The following is a 13,942-nucleotide window of genomic DNA, read 5'->3' as shown; positions in this document are numbered from 1 at the left end:
CTTAAGATTTACGATAGGGATGGATTCGCGAATCCACGCGATTGGCTTATCACGGCCCTGCGGCGCGCTGCTCGATGAAGGTGCCGGCCGCCGTCGTGTACGCGATCCACAGCGAGCCGCCGCGATCCGCCTCGATCGCCACGTGCTTGAACGACTTGCCCTCCACCGCGACGCAGCGCGCATGAAACCGCCCTTCGCCGTCGAGCTGCCCGAGCTCGAGCGCGTGCCGCGCCCCGGGCTCGCGCGAGACGGGTCGGACCCGGGCCACATGGATCGGCGAGACGCCCTGCGTGGCCGCGATCGGCGCGGGGCTGAGCCCGTTCGGGTAGAGCGACCAGACCGCCGGCATGTCGTCGCGCGGCGCCTCGTCGATGCGGATCGCCGCCATGCCGAACGCCGAGATGTCCTTGGCCGCCGGCAGGAGCACATATGCAGGCCCTGCGGCGCCGATGGCGAGCGCGCCGCCCATCCGCGATTCCCCCGCGTCGCCGACGAAGACGACCGCGTCGGGGCCGAGCTCGAGCTTGCCTTCCGCCGTGAGCCCCAGCGTGCGGGCGTGCACAGGCGTCAGCGCCGAGCGCGCGTCGATGTACATCGCCAGCGCGCCTCCCTTCCAGGGCGACAGCGCGACGAAGGTGGCGCCGCTGCCCTCCTCCGAGAGCGGCACGGCGGCCCTGTCGTCGAGCACCGCGAAGGCCTGCGTCACGGCGCCCTCGCTCGTCTTCCGATCCGAGAGAAAGGCGAGCAGCGTGTGCCCTCCGGGCAGGGCGACGGCGGAGATCCCCGTGCCGCGGCGCCCGGCGCCGATGGGCGGTCCCTCGCCGCCGCCGAGCGGGGTCCTCCGGATCGTGCCGCCGTGATCCATGCAGTACACGAACCGAGAGGCCACCGCGCACGCCGGCCACGAGGCGCGCTCTGGATCGCCGCTGCCATCCCCGGCGTCGGGCGCGGCCTCCGCGGGCGGCGAGCCCGGCGCGGTGAGACCGCCGAACGAGGGCGCGACGTGCTGCGCCACGCCGTCGCGGTTGAAGATCACCCGGAAGTCCGCGCGCTCCGCCTCGTCAGGAGACCACAGCAGCGCCGGCCCCCGGAGCGTGAGCGAGAGCGGCCCTCGGCGCAGCTTGCAGCCCGCGCCCAGCACGGCGGCGTCCGGAGCTGCCGCGTCTGGCGCTGCCGCGTCTGGCGCTGCCGCGTCTGGCGCTGCTGCATCTAGCGTTGCCGGATCTGCCGCTGCTGCGTCCGGTGCCGCTGCGTTCGCCACCCCCGCGTCCAGCGACGGCGCGCTCGGGGCGCTTGCCTCGCTCGCGGTGGGCGCAACGGAGGGCGCCGGCCCGGCGCCCGGCGTACCCGAGCCGTCACGGCAGGCGGCGAGCGCCGCCAGCACGAGCAGGCGCGCGCGCAGGGGGGGATAGCTCACCACCGCAGCCCGACTCCGAGCAGGGCCAGGATGTTCCCCGAACGCATGCTAAAGCTATCGGGCGGACGGCGTGTAGCGTCAACCGGGGAAGCATCGCCGGGTGCCGCGACGGTCCGTGGAACAGATGGGGAGTCCACGCGAAGAGCGAAGGCTGGTGTTCTCACCACCTCTGGCGAGCCGGTAGCGCGAAGAAGAAGAGCGTTACGACGGCTCGAACGATCCCAGGACATCACTGCCTGAGCTGCCTCCTGGAGCCGCACGATCCTATCGAATCGTTCGAGAAATCCGGCGCCCGCGGCGACACCGGCGGTCCGGCGCCGGGGAGCTCGACGGTGAACGTGGCGCCGGCGCCGGGCGCGCTCTCGACACGGATTGAGCCGCCGTGCGCCTGCGCGATCTGGCGGCTGATGTAAAGGCCTAGCCCCAGCCCGCCGTAATGCCTGTCGGACACGGCGCGCTCGAAGCGATCGAAGATCCGCTCCTGGCGCGCCGGGTCGACGCCGATCCCGTGATCCTTCACGGACAACCGCGTTGTCCCGGCCTCCTCGCCGACCACGATCTCGATGGGCTTGCCCGCGCCGAACTTGATCGCGTTGGCGACGAGGTTCGTGACGATCTGGTCGACGCGGGAGCGATCCCAGAGGCCCACGTTCCGGCCGCTGGTCCTCAGCGAGACCGAGCACCCGGCGCGCGCCAGATCGAGCTCGAACCGCGCGATCACGTCGCGCACGACCGCACCGAGGTCGACCTCGGCGACGTCGAGCGAGACCCGATCCGTGTCGATCCTCGAGACCTCGAGGAGCTCGCTGTTCAGGCGGGCCAGGCGCATGGCCTGCCGCAGCGCGCGGTCGACCTGCCTGCCCATCGCCGGCTGGTCGCAGGGCCGACCGGAGCGAAGGCTCCGATCCATGGCCTCGAGCGAGAGCGTGAGCGACGTCATCGGCGTGTTGAGCTCGTGCGTCGCCACGGTCAGGAACTCGTCCCGCATGCGGATGGCCTCCTGGGCAACGCGGTACAGCCGCGCATTGTCGATAGCGAGCGCGGCCCTGTGCGCCACGTGCCGGACGAGCTCCAGGTCGGCCTGCCCGTAGCGGCGCCCCGGCGCGGACGAAACGACGCTCAGCGCCCCGATCGGCCGTCCCCGGGCCATGAGCGGCACCGCGATGGCGCTCTGCACCCCGAGCTCGCGGATGAGCCTCGCATGCTCGTCGTCTTCGCAGTATTTCCGGAGCTCTTCCTCGCAGCACCCGGAGATCAGCAGCGGCTCACCACACCGCAGCGCCCTGGCCGCCGGATGGGGCGAGTCCAGGGCAGGAGAATACCGCCGCCGTAGCTGCTCGAGCAGCGATTCCTTCGCAGGATCCGTGTGCGCCCAGATGCTTCGCCGGATCTGCTCGCCTTCAACGACGTCGGTGATGCACCAGTCGCAGAGCGATCGCACCGCGAGCTGCGCGACGCGCGCCAGCGTCTCCTCGTAATCGAGCGACCCGGAGAGGATCTCCCCGGCCTCGGCCAGGAAGGCCGCACGCCGCTCCGCCGCCTCGGCCCCGGTCCTCGCGGCCTGCTCCTTGGAGAGGAGCCGCGCGTTCTCCAGGGAAATCGCGGCCTGCGCGGCGAGCAGCGACAGGGCGGTGAGCCGCTCCGGCGGGAACGCGCCGGCGAGGAGGTCGTTCTCGAGATAGAGCAGGCCTGCCACCTCCGCCTGCCTCAGGATGGGCATGCAGAGGATCGATTTGGGCTTGTGCCGCGCGAAGTACTCGTCGCCGGAGAACTTGCCGGCGAAAGCCTCGGTAGGACTCAGGATGACGCGCTCCTTCGTTCGTTGCGCGTAACGGACGAGCGACATGGGGACGCGCTGTGGAGCGCCTTCCGAAGAGCACGGGAGGAGGGTCTTCACCTCCCCGCTCTCCTCCAGGATGGCCTCGGCTCCGATGGAGAGGCGCTCGTCCTGATACAGGACGAGACAAGCTCGCTGCGCGCCGCCCTGCTCGAGGACCACCGTGAGCAGCGTCCGCAGGAGCTTGTCGAGGACGATCTCGCCCGAGATGGTCTGGGACGCCTTGACCATCGAGAGCTGGTCGAGCTGATCGAACCGCGCCGCGAAGGAGGCGGTCGGGGCGAGCGGCCTCGCGTCCCAGAGATGCGGATTCTGCTGATCGATGTGCCGGACCTTGCCGTCCGCCCCCCAGCGGACATAGCAGGCGCGGGCCTCGCGGAGGTAGGTGTCGGCGATCAGCTCGAACCGTCGCTCGCGGTAGAACCCCGACGCGATCTCGTAGGCCAGCGCCTCGTCGTGGACGAAGCCGCTCGCGCGCGCAGCGCCGATCGCCTGCTCGTAGAGCTGGGCCGCGTCGTCCCATGCGCCGCGGAGGCGCGCGATCTCGGCGCCGATCAGCGCCGCCCGGTCGCCGAAGTTCTCGGGGCAGCTCTTCGCCCAGGTGTCGATCTGTCTCTGGTGGGCGGCGAGCACCTCGAGGTGCAGGCGCCGCTCGGCGGCGTCCGCCGCGCGGCAGCGCGCCGTACGCACGAGCGCTCCATAGAAGTGGTACTCGGCCACCTCGAAGAACGAGCCCGACGTCCAGAGGAGCGGCCGCGCCTTCTCGGCGGCCTCGAGCGAGCCGTCGAGATCGCCGGCGTGGAAGCGCGCTTGCAGCTTGCGTATCCAGTACCAGCAGGCGGCGATCGCGAGGCGCGGATCGCCCTCCAGGCGCTGCTCGAACCGGCGCTCGTCGAAGTCAGCGTCGTTGAACGAGGAGGGATCGGGCAAGAGGCCTCGGAGGGCCCGGATGAGCCTGAGCTGCGCGGTGACGATGTCGACCTCGAGGCCGAACCGCGCCCGCTGCACGAAGTCGAGCGCGCGCTCGGCCTCTCGCTGCACCTCGCAGAGGGGCTCTCCCGCGGCGAGGAGGATCGTGATCAGGCAGCTCTTGTTGTACGACGCATACGTGAGGTCCCCGGTCTCCTGCCCCGCCTCGAAGCCCCGTCGCAGGAGCTCGACGCCGGTGCGCATGTGCCTCACCCACGGGTTGACCCGGTGCCCGAAGCCCAGGTAAACGCGGGATTTGAAGCGCAGGGCCCCGCGGCGCTCCAGGAGGTCGAGGCCGAGCCTGGCGAACCGGTAGGCCATGCGGTAATCGCCGAAGCGCGGCCCGAGGAGCATGCCGAACCAGGTGTACGCGAGGCATGATGCGTCGCTATTGCCACACTGGAGGCTGAGGGTCGTCATGCGCATCACGACGAGGCAATTCAGGTTCGCGTCGGTGAACAGGGCCGGCGATTGCGCGTGGGTCAGGACCTCGAGGATCGCGCCGCACACCGGGTCCGTCATCCCGGGCGAGTCGATGAGGTCCTCGACTGGACGGCTCCCGAGCAGCTCCCAGACTCGCTCGTATTCCTTCCGTACCTCCTCGTCCGTGGGGTGCGGCGACCACGCGATGCCGACGCTGCGGAGGTAGTCGAGGCCCACGTCGACGCCGCGATCGCTGCGGTCCATGGTCGTGTAGAGGCCGAGGCGCACGCACGTGACGGAGGCCAGATCGACGAGGCTCACGGCGCGGCGCGAGAGCGCCGAGAGCCGCTCCTCGGCCGACGAGAGATCGCCGGTGAGGTACTCACACTCGGCCCGATGGAGCTCGAGCTCGAAGGTGAGCTCGTACCGTCGCTCCCAGCAATCCTCCGGGAGCAGCGCCCTGCCGACGGCGAGGTACCTCAGCGCCAGGACGCAGGCGTTCGACCCCCTGGCCCGCTTGCCCGCGATGAGGTTGAGCTCGGCCACCCGCTCGCGCTCCGGCCCTGAGGTGATCAGCGGAGCGCCGCGGTCGAGCTGATTGACGATCTCGAAGATCTTCTCCTCGACCTCCTCCGGCGCCGCGCGCGACGCGAGCAGCCGGCCGACTTCGAGGTGCATCGCCGGCCGCTCGTCTTCGGGGATGAGCGAATAGGCGACCTCCTGGACCCGGTCATGGAGGAACCTGTACGAGACGTCCCTGCGCAGGACCAGCCCCACGCGGACGGCATCCCAGAGGTCCGCGTGCGTCTCCTCCACCGATCTTCCGCGGACCATCGCGAGGAGGTCGACGTCGGCGGTGCTTCCGAGACAGGCGAGGTGCTTCAGCGACTCCTGGGTGCCCGGAGGGAGCCGCACGAGCTTGCCGACCATCAGGTCGATCACGTTGTCCGTGAAGCCCTTTTGGCGGATCTTCGCCACGTCCCATCGAAAGATCTCGGCGCGCTCGTCGAGCTCGATGAGCCGCTCCTCGTGCAGCGCGGTGAGGAACTGGATCGCGAAGAAGGGGTTGCCGGCCGTCTTCTCGTGGACGAGGGCCGAGAGCTGCGCGGCGTCCTCGCTGCGGCAGCGGAGCGCGTCGCCGACGAGCGCGCCCAGCTGCTCCCGGGAGAGCGGGCCGAGCACGATGTCCGAGACGCGCGCGCCGTCCTTTCGCGCCTTGTCGAGCGCCACCATGAGCGGGTGTGAGGGCGTCACCTCGTTGTCGCGGTACGCGCCGACGAAGAGGAGGTGGCGCACCTCGGGGTGGGTCACCAGATCATGGAGGAGCCCGAGGCTCGCGGGGTTGGTCCACTGGAGATCGTCGAGGAAGAGCACGAGCGGGTGCTCCTTCCGGGCGAACGCCCCGATGAAGCTCCGGAACACGACGCGGAACCGGTGCTGCGCCTCGGCCAGCGGGAGCTCAGGGACCTGCGGTTGCCGGCCGATGACGAGCTCGAGCTGCGGAATGACGTCCACGATGAGCTGTCCGTTGCGCCCGAGCGCGCCGAGCAGCCGCTGCCGGAAGGCCGTTATCCGGTCCTCCGGCTCGGCGAGGATCTCGCACACGACCTCCCGGAAGGCCTGGACGAGCGCGAAGTGAGGGACGCCGCGTTTGCATCGTTCGAACTTCCCCGAAAGAAACAGGGCTCGTTCCCGGATGATCGGCTTGCAGAGCTCGTGAACCAGGGCCGACTTTCCGCTGCCGGAATAGCCAGAGACCAGGACGAGCTCGGGGGCTCCCGTGTCCACGACGCGCTCGAACGCGCGCCGCAGGGCGCTCACCTCGCGCTCGCGGCCGTAGAGCTTCTGCGGGAGCTGGACGCGGCCGGAGACGTCGCGCTCGCCCAGGGAGAACGGCTCGATCCTGCCGCACGCTCGGTGCTGCGAGAGGCACCGCTCGAGGTCGTGCCTGAGGCCGCGGGCGGTCTGGTAGCGATCCTCCGCCATCTTGGCGAGGAGCTTCAGGACGATCGCCGAGAGGACCTCGGGCACCCCCGGGACGACCGCGGAGGGAGGCGGCGGGGCGAGGGCGACGTGGCAATGCACCCACTCGAGCGGATCCCGCGCCTCGAACGGCAGGCGCCCCGTGAGCATCTGGTAGAATGTGACGCCGACCGCATAGAGATCTGCGCGGCTGTCGATCGCCCGGTTCATTCGCCCCGTCTGCTCCGGAGACAGGTACGGCAAGGAGCCTTCGATGAGCGGTGGAGTCCCCACCGGGGGCTGCTCGCGCGGGAGCCGGGAGGCAAGACCGAAGTCGGCGAGCTTCACCTCGCCCGTGGTCGCGTTGACGAGGATGTTCTGGGGCTTGAGGTCCTTGTGGAGGATGTCCCGCTGGTGGAGCTCCGCCACGCAGGTGACGAGGCGGACCGCGAGCTCGAGGAACCGCCCGGCGCTCATGGGCGCATCGATGACGATGAGGCGATCGAGCGACTCGCCGCCGAAATCCTCCATGACGAGCGCCGGCAGCCCTCGAACGTCTCCAGGGCGAGCGGCTCGACGAAGGCCTCGTGGCGGAGCGTCTTGCCCATCGTGTACTCGCGCCGGAGGCGCTCGATGTCCTGCGAGCAGCCGCTCCTCGGGTCGACGACCTTCAAGATCACCGGGCGGCCATCGGCGTTCCGGACCGCGCGAAGCAGGCGAGTTCTGCCGCCCTCGTGGAGGGTCCCGGAGATCGTGTATAGGCAAGGAGCGCGCATCTCCTCGGGCAGCCTCACGAGGACGACACGCCTCGAAGCGCTGGCGCCGGTCGGCCGGGTGGAACATCGGAATCGTCGGCAAACCCCGAGCTGCCGAGCCCGTGTGCCGCCCCGAGGCGGCTCAGCCACACGATCGGCCTGCGCGCGCGGCTCCCGCCGGACACCGCGCCCCCCGCCCCCTGCTCCCGCGATCGCACCAACGTCGGGTCCCTCCCGTATCGATACCCTATCGATACCACGACAACCCCGCTGCGCTCGTCCCTGCGCGGCCGGCGCCCGGCAGGAGGGGATTCACGAAGCGATCGGTCGGCTGCTCGGGCCGCCGGATGCACCGGACGGGCGGGCCGGCGCCGGAGACGTCCGTCACCCGCGCGCCGCGGAACGTCGGAGTCACACGCCGGCCCTCCAGAGGAGCCGCGGGCGCGCTCCGCGCGGAGCGCCGCCCGCCGCCGCGGCCGGGCTTACTGCTCGAGCACCGTGATCGACCGGTCCCAGTACGACGCGACAACCGCCCGCGCGCCGTCCTTCGAGACCGCCACGGCGCACGCGCCCTTGCCCGTGGGAAGCGACGCGACGACCCTCGGCGGGTCGCCAGCGATGACCGCGACGCCGCTGCCGACAGGCGGCCACTGGGTCCCGCCGAGCGCCACGAAGAGCGTCTTCCGGTCGGGCGACGTCACCCCCGTCAGCGGCACCCCGCGGAGCGGGAGCGTGCTCTTCACCTCCATCGTCGAGAGGTCGATGACGCTCGCGGTCCGCGCCTCGGCGTTGAGCGTGATGCCGTACCGGTCCTCGTCGAGCAGAAAGCCCGCGGTCGGCCCGACGCCGACCGGCGTCTTCCTCGTCTCGGTCACCCCGGCGACGCTCAGCAGGATCGCCGTGTTGGACAGCCGATCAGGGAAGAACACGGCGCCGCCGTCCCTCGTGATGTCGCCCTCGCGCGGCTCGCGCCCGACCGCGATGCTCCGCCGGGTCGCGCCGAACGGCGACTCGCTCGGATCGAACAGGTCGATCCACGCGCCCGCCGGCCGGCCCGCGTGCGTCAGCGCGCCGAGCGCCGCGATGTAGGGGCGCCCCTCGGCCTGCACGAGGAACAGCTGCCCCGTGGCGTGCGGGAGCGTGATGTTCGCGAGCCGCACCCCCGTCGGCAGCTCGAACTTCGTCACGCGCTTCGTGTCCGTCGTCGCCGCGACCACCGTCCTGCCGTCCGGCAGCGCCACGATGTCGCCCGGCGTCCGGCCGACGTCGAGCAGGACCGGATCGCGATCCCACGCGGTCGTGTCCATCACCGGGATCCGCGCGGCGTCCTCGTGCCGCAGCACCGCGACGTAGCGGTCGAACAGGAGCCGGATGTGGTCGCCCTGCGCCGGCATCGACGCCTTGTGGATGAGCTCGCCGCTCTGGAGCTTGTACTCGCGCAGCGAGGCGTCGTCGGCGCTGACGTAGATCGACGCGCCGCTCGGGTTGAAGACCACGTCGAGCGGGTGCACGTCCCCGATCCGGAACTCGCGGGCGCGCCAGCGGCCCTTCTGCTCCGCCGGGGGCGGCGCGGGCTCGGCGGCGTCGGGGCCGAACGCCGCGGGGTCCGGCGCGTCGTCAGGCGTGTCGCGCGCGGCGCGCGAGGCGGCGCCCTCCGGCGCGAGCGCTGTCAGCGGCGGCGCCTCGCCGACGGGCGACTTCAGGCTGGTCAGGGTGGCGATGATCACGGCCGCGACGCCGCTCGCCACGGTCACCGCGGCCCGCGCCAGGCGCGGCTCGCGGCCGGAGAGCGACCCCACGGAGCCGCGGTGGCCCTCGCCGAGCCACCCCTTGCAGGCGCGGCACTTGCGCGCCCCCTCGACGATCCGCGCGCCGCAGCTCGGGCACGGGACGCGACGCTCGCTCATTGCAGCACCCATGCGACCTTCGCGCGATCGCCGAGCGCGAGCGCCGAGCCGCCGTCCGGGGCGAGGCGGACCCGCGTCGGCTCGCCGCCGAGCGGGTGGACCTTCGCCGCATAGCTCTTCAGATCGACGAGGGCCACCGAGCCCGCCCCGTCGCCGCTCAGCGCGACGACCGCCTGCGCCCCGTCCGGAGCGACGGCCATGTCGAGCGCGCGGCCGGGGAACGTGACGGCGCGGAGCAGCTCGCGCTTCGACAGATCGAAGACCTGGATCGCCCGCCCCTCGTTGCACCGCACGATCGCGCGCCGGTCGCTCCGGACGAGCGCGATCTGCTCCGGCTCCCGGCACGTCGTGATGCGCGCCTCCTGCCGGACCGCGCCCGACGGGAGCCAGGTGAGCGGCACCAGGGTGTTCTCGGCCCGGAGGGCCACGAAGCCCGCCGAGCCGTCGGGGATCATGAGCGCGCTGGCCGGGTTGCCCACCATCGAGGTGCGCACGCGATCCTGCTCCGAGCCGAGCCGGCTCGGGTCGAACGGATAGGCGACGCCGCCCGCCGGCTCGCGCTGGCCGGGCAGCGGGAGCTGGCCCGTCGTCGTGATCGCCCGGCTGCCGCTGTCGTCCACGGCCACGGGGCCCACGGCGTCGTCGCCGAACTGGATGCGCTCGATCTCGGCGTGGTACTCGGTCGCGAGGATCGCCACCGCGTGCGCCGCCGGCAGCGAGGCGAGCGCGCGCCGGCCCGAGGCGCCGACCTGGATGTCGCCCACGGCCTCGCCGAGCTCGATCGTCTTGAGCAGCCGCGTCGTGGCGGCGTCGATCACGTAAATGCGCGAGGGCGCGGTCGCGTAGACGACATCGCCCACGCGGTGCAGGCGCCGGACGTGGGGCGCCTCGGAGACGAGGCTCAGCGCCTCGCCGGTCCGGGAGCTGCGCACCTCCAGGCCGGCGGACAGCGCGACCACGAAGCGGTCGCGGTCGAGCGGGAGCGCGTCGAGCGCGTCCTTGGGGAGCGAGAAGGGCCCGGCGATCGAGGGCGCGTGCTCGTCGGCCAGGTGGCCGACGTCGTTCGGGCGCTGCCAGACGCAGCGGCCGAGCTGGCACGACTCGCCGCTCCAGCACGGCGCCCCGCACACCGGGGCCGGGGGAGCGACAGGCGACGCGGCCCGGGACGGCGCGAACCGGTGGGGCGCCAGGTAGCGGAGCGCGCCGCCGGTGCTGATGAGCCCCAGGATCGCGCCGATCGTGACGAGCGGACGCCAGTGGAGGGCGAGCCAGCTCGCGTCCTTGGGGGCATCGGGGATCGAAGGCGCCGTCGCTGGCCGCCTGGGCGCGTCGGGCGGCTCCCCGCACTCGGGGCAGAGGGCGACCCCGGCGGCGATGCGCTCGAGGCAGACAGGACAGACCGCCTGGCCGGCGCCGGTCGATCGCCGGGGCGGCGGCTCCCGCCGGGGCAGCGGCTCCGTCCACGGGACAGGCACCGGGCTCGCCTCGGCGGCGTGGCGAGCCTCCCGCGCATCAGCGTCGCTGGAGCCGGGCTCGATATCGCTCCGCGTCTCGTGGTCCACTGCGCACCTGCGTCTCTTCCGTGTCCGTGACGAGCGGTCCTCGCGTAACCCGAGCGTGCCCGGAAGTCGAGCCCCTCGTGCCGGCGCAGCCGCTCCGGCGACGTGGCCCAAGCCACGAACGACCCGCGCCGTGGACGAAACGACGTGGCTGGAGATCGCACCGCCGCGAAAGGCGCCTCGCGCGGCAGGCGAGGGTCGCCGGCGCAGCAGAGGGGAACATGGTTGTGGCCGTCAGCTCGGGAGTCGGCCGGCGGCCGTCAGCTCGGGAGTCGGCCGGCGGCCGCCGGGTGACCGAAGCGTCGGTATCGCCGAATTCACGTGCTCCCCGCTCCCGGGGCGCCTGTGCGCCATGACTCGTCCGACGAACACCGTCGAAAGAAAATGCCAGCACCATCAAAAGAATAGGCACATTTGCCGGGTGCAATTCCATCAGATAACGCACCACGTCAGCACGCCGGGAGGACGTTATCATGCTAATTTGCCGTCGGGGTCTTGGGACGGCGTTCTTAACACGAGGTTGGCGATGAAAAAGACGGCTGGGTGCGTGGCGGCGCTTGCGCTTATGGGTCTGCTGAGTGCGTGCAGCGCGGTGGACAATCAGGGGAACAGCAGCGGAGGCGATACGTCGTCGCAGGCAGCTGGGCCCGGCGGGACCAGCGGGCCCGGCGGGACCGGTGGGCCCACCGGGACGGGCGGCTACGATGACAGCTTCGGCTCGGTCAACCCCAGCGTCGGCAGCAGCGGTGTCGGCGGGAACCCCGGGGACGACCAGGAAACCGGCAAGTCGTGCGACGGCAAGTTCACCGGCCGGGTGCGCGACTTCCAGGAGGCGCACCCCGACATGGAGCCGCAAGACGAGGGCAAGTGCATCAACTGCGACGATCACATGATCGTCACGGACACCCTCGGAGCGGACCTGAAACCCGTCTATGGCGGCGGGGCCGAAGGCACCATGACCACGACCGGCAAGGAGAACTTCGACGTGTGGTTCCGCGACACCGAGGGCGTGAACATGCCGATGAACCTCACGCTGCAGTTCGAGGACCCCGAAGGCGACGGCGTGTGGACGTACAACAACCGGGAGTTCTTCCCGATCGACGAGGCGCTGTACGGCAACGAGGGGCGGCCACACAACTACCATTTCACCTTCGAGATGCACATGGGCTTCCAGTACAAGGGCGGCGAGCAGTTCACGTTCGCCGGCGACGACGACGTCTTCACGTTCATCAACGGGAAGAAGGTGGTCGACCTCGGGGGTATCCACGCCGAGGAGCTCGAGGTCGTCGACCTCGACGAGCTCGGGCTCGAGATCGGGAAGACGTATCAGCTCGACTTCTTCTTTGCCGAGCGCCACGTGACCGACTCTCACTTCCGGATCGACACCTCGATCGAGTTCCTCAACTGCGGCATCCAGGTCAACTGACGCCGGCGAGGGGCGCGCGCCGAGCCGTCGTCGCCTCCCTTCGAGCCACCAAGCCTATCCGAAGCGCCGCGGCAGAGCGCGCCTCCCCCCGCGCGCTCAGCCTTCCGCCGGCCTCGGCACCGTGACGAGCCCGTACGTCCCTGCGCCGCTGACCTGGATCCACGCGCGCACCACCTGGATCGACCGCCCCGCCCGCGCCACGGCGGCCACCGCGTCGCCGAGGTCGCGCGCGCACGCGGCGTGCAGGTCGTCGGTCGTCTCGTGATCCTCCGCGGAGCGGCGGATCCAGACCGCCGTCGACGGCATCGCCGCGCCCTCGTGCCTGTCCTGCCAGCGCCTGCCAACGAGGTGCGCCCGCAGGAGCTTCCTCGCTTCCGGGGGCGTGTCCGGGTGGAGCTCATACACCATCGTCGCGATGAACGACCTCATGCGCCCGAGCCTGCCGGAGCGGCGCGCGCCCGTCCAGACGGCGCGCTGCGTGCGTCCGCCGAACGAGCGGGCGGGCTCGCGCGGAGTTCCTGCGGGCGGGGGCTGCGGAACGGTGAAATAGTGTCCCGCCGATGCCTCCGAGCGACCTCGACCCCAGGCGTATCCTGCCCATCGCGGACCGGCTCCACGCGGACCCTGGCTACGCCGGCCGCGGCGTCACCATCGCCTTCCTCGACTCCGGCTTTTACGCCCACCCGGACCTCACAACGCCCCGGAACCGCGTCCTCGCCTACCACGATCTCTTCGCGCCCGAGGCGGGGCCGTCGGCGCTCGAGCACGGCGACGCCTCGTCGTGGCACGGCATGATGACCTCGGTGGTCGCCGCCGGGAACGGCGCGCTCTCCGACGGGCGCTTCCGCGGGCTCGCCTGGGAGGCGAACCTCGTGCTGGTCAAGGTCGGCTTCGCCCACCGCATCGTCCACGACGACATCCGGCGCGGCATCGAATGGGTGATCGCGCACCGCGAGCAGTACGGGATCCGTGTGCTCAACATCTCCTGCGGAGGCGATTACGAGGAGTCGTACCTGACCGGGAGCCTGTCGCGCGCCGCCGACGACGCCACCCGGCACGGCATCGTCGTCGTGGCCGCCGCGGGCAACGCGGGGCACGACCCGGGGCACCGCGTCCTGCCGCCGGCGAGCGCGCCGAGCGTCATCGCCGTCGGGGGGCTCGACGACGGCGGCGCAGGAGAGCAGACGTGGAACTACCACTCTTCGTACGGCCTCACCCTCGACGGGCTGCAGAAGCCGGAGATCATCGCGCCGGCGATATGGCTCGCAGCGCCCATCCTGCCCGGGACGCCGACCGCGGCGCAGGCGCAGCTGCTCTCGCTGCTCGACAGCGCCCTGGACGAGGAGCTGCCCGGGCTGCTCGTCGAGCACGCGTGCGTCGATCCGGACCTCGACGCCATCGCCGGCCGCGAGCCGTACCTCGTGCGCCAGCTCGCGGCGGCCAAGCTGCGCGATCAGAAGGTGATCTCCGGCCATTACAAACACGTGGACGGGACGAGCTTCGCCGCGCCGATCGTGAGCAGCGTCGTGGCGCAGATGCTCGAGGCGAACCCGCGCCTCTCCCCGCAGCAATGCCGGCGCATCCTGATGAAGACCGCGCGCGGGCTGCCCGGCATCGCGGCGGAGCGGCAGGGCTTCGGCGTCGTGCAGCCCCGCGCCGCCGTGGCCGCCGCGCGCGCCGCCTGAGC

General features: G+C 71.5%; 9 protein-coding genes. 2 read left to right on the top strand and 7 right to left on the bottom strand.

Annotated features, from left to right (window positions below; translation table 11 throughout):
• Positions 1-49: 49 nt before the first annotated feature.
• The 6 genes from POL72_RS41285 to POL72_RS41260 form a co-directional block, all read right to left on the bottom strand.
• Positions 50-1,417, bottom strand: coding sequence for a hypothetical protein (locus POL72_RS41285; protein ID WP_272102353.1), 1,368 nt, complete (start codon positions 1,415-1,417; stop codon positions 50-52).
• 229 nt (positions 1,418-1,646) lie between these two features.
• The gene (locus POL72_RS41280; protein WP_272102352.1) at positions 1,647-7,139 is read right to left on the bottom strand and encodes an AAA family ATPase; all 5,493 of its coding nucleotides are present in this window, start codon (positions 7,137-7,139) and stop codon (positions 1,647-1,649) included.
• A complete protein-coding gene (locus POL72_RS41275; RefSeq protein ID WP_272102351.1) occupies positions 7,082-7,402 on the bottom strand; it encodes a hypothetical protein in 321 nt (106 codons plus the stop codon). The genes POL72_RS41280 and POL72_RS41275 overlap by 58 nt, the downstream gene beginning before the upstream one ends.
• A gap of 208 nt (positions 7,403-7,610) precedes the next feature.
• Positions 7,611-7,778 (bottom strand): hypothetical protein, encoded by a 168-nt coding sequence (locus POL72_RS41270; protein WP_272102350.1) that lies wholly within the window; start codon positions 7,776-7,778, stop codon positions 7,611-7,613.
• Positions 7,779-7,845: 67 nt separating this feature from the next.
• Positions 7,846-9,270, bottom strand: a complete 1,425-nt coding sequence (locus tag POL72_RS41265; RefSeq protein WP_272102349.1) for a YncE family protein — start codon at positions 9,268-9,270, stop codon at positions 7,846-7,848.
• A complete protein-coding gene (locus POL72_RS41260) occupies positions 9,267-10,832 on the bottom strand; it encodes a YncE family protein (RefSeq protein ID WP_272102348.1) in 1,566 nt (521 codons plus the stop codon). Before POL72_RS41260 ends, POL72_RS41265 begins: the two co-directional genes overlap by 4 nt.
• 562 nt (positions 10,833-11,394) lie before the next feature.
• On the opposite strand from POL72_RS41260, the gene POL72_RS41255 reads away from it, so the two are divergent.
• Entirely contained in the window at positions 11,395-12,255 is an 861-nt protein-coding gene (locus POL72_RS41255; RefSeq protein WP_272102347.1) for a fibro-slime domain-containing protein, read from the top strand.
• Positions 12,256-12,351: 96 nt separating this feature from the next.
• On the opposite strand, the gene POL72_RS41250 is transcribed toward POL72_RS41255, so the two are convergent.
• Positions 12,352-12,684, bottom strand: a complete 333-nt coding sequence (locus tag POL72_RS41250; RefSeq protein ID WP_272102346.1) for a hypothetical protein — start codon at positions 12,682-12,684, stop codon at positions 12,352-12,354.
• A 131-nt stretch (positions 12,685-12,815) separates the two neighbouring features.
• On the opposite strand from POL72_RS41250, the gene POL72_RS41245 reads away from it, so the two are divergent.
• The gene (locus POL72_RS41245; protein ID WP_272102345.1) at positions 12,816-13,940 is read left to right on the top strand and encodes a S8 family serine peptidase; all 1,125 of its coding nucleotides are present in this window, start codon (positions 12,816-12,818) and stop codon (positions 13,938-13,940) included.
• Positions 13,941-13,942 lie beyond the last annotated feature (2 nt).

Origin of the sequence: Sorangium aterium (genome assembly GCF_028368935.1) — a bacterium.
Lineage (GTDB): Bacteria > Myxococcota_A > Polyangia > Polyangiales > Polyangiaceae > Sorangium > Sorangium atrum.
Note: the sequence above shows the minus strand (reverse complement) of the source record. Positions and strands in the feature narration are given on the sequence as shown.

Excerpts from the sequence above, each read along its gene's own strand:
- POL72_RS41255 (WP_272102347.1), top strand. The coding sequence starts at position 11,395 with ATGGGTCTGCTGAGTGCGTGCAGCGCGGTGGACAATCAGGGGAACAGC.
- POL72_RS41265 (WP_272102349.1), bottom strand. The coding sequence starts at position 9,270 with ATGAGCGAGCGTCGCGTCCCGTGCCCGAGCTGCGGCGCGCGGATCGTC.
- POL72_RS41280 (WP_272102352.1), bottom strand. The coding sequence starts at position 7,139 with ATGGAGGATTTCGGCGGCGAGTCGCTCGATCGCCTCATCGTCATCGAT.
- POL72_RS41250 (WP_272102346.1), bottom strand. The coding sequence starts at position 12,684 with ATGAGGTCGTTCATCGCGACGATGGTGTATGAGCTCCACCCGGACACG.
- POL72_RS41245 (WP_272102345.1), top strand. The coding sequence starts at position 12,816 with ATGCCTCCGAGCGACCTCGACCCCAGGCGTATCCTGCCCATCGCGGAC.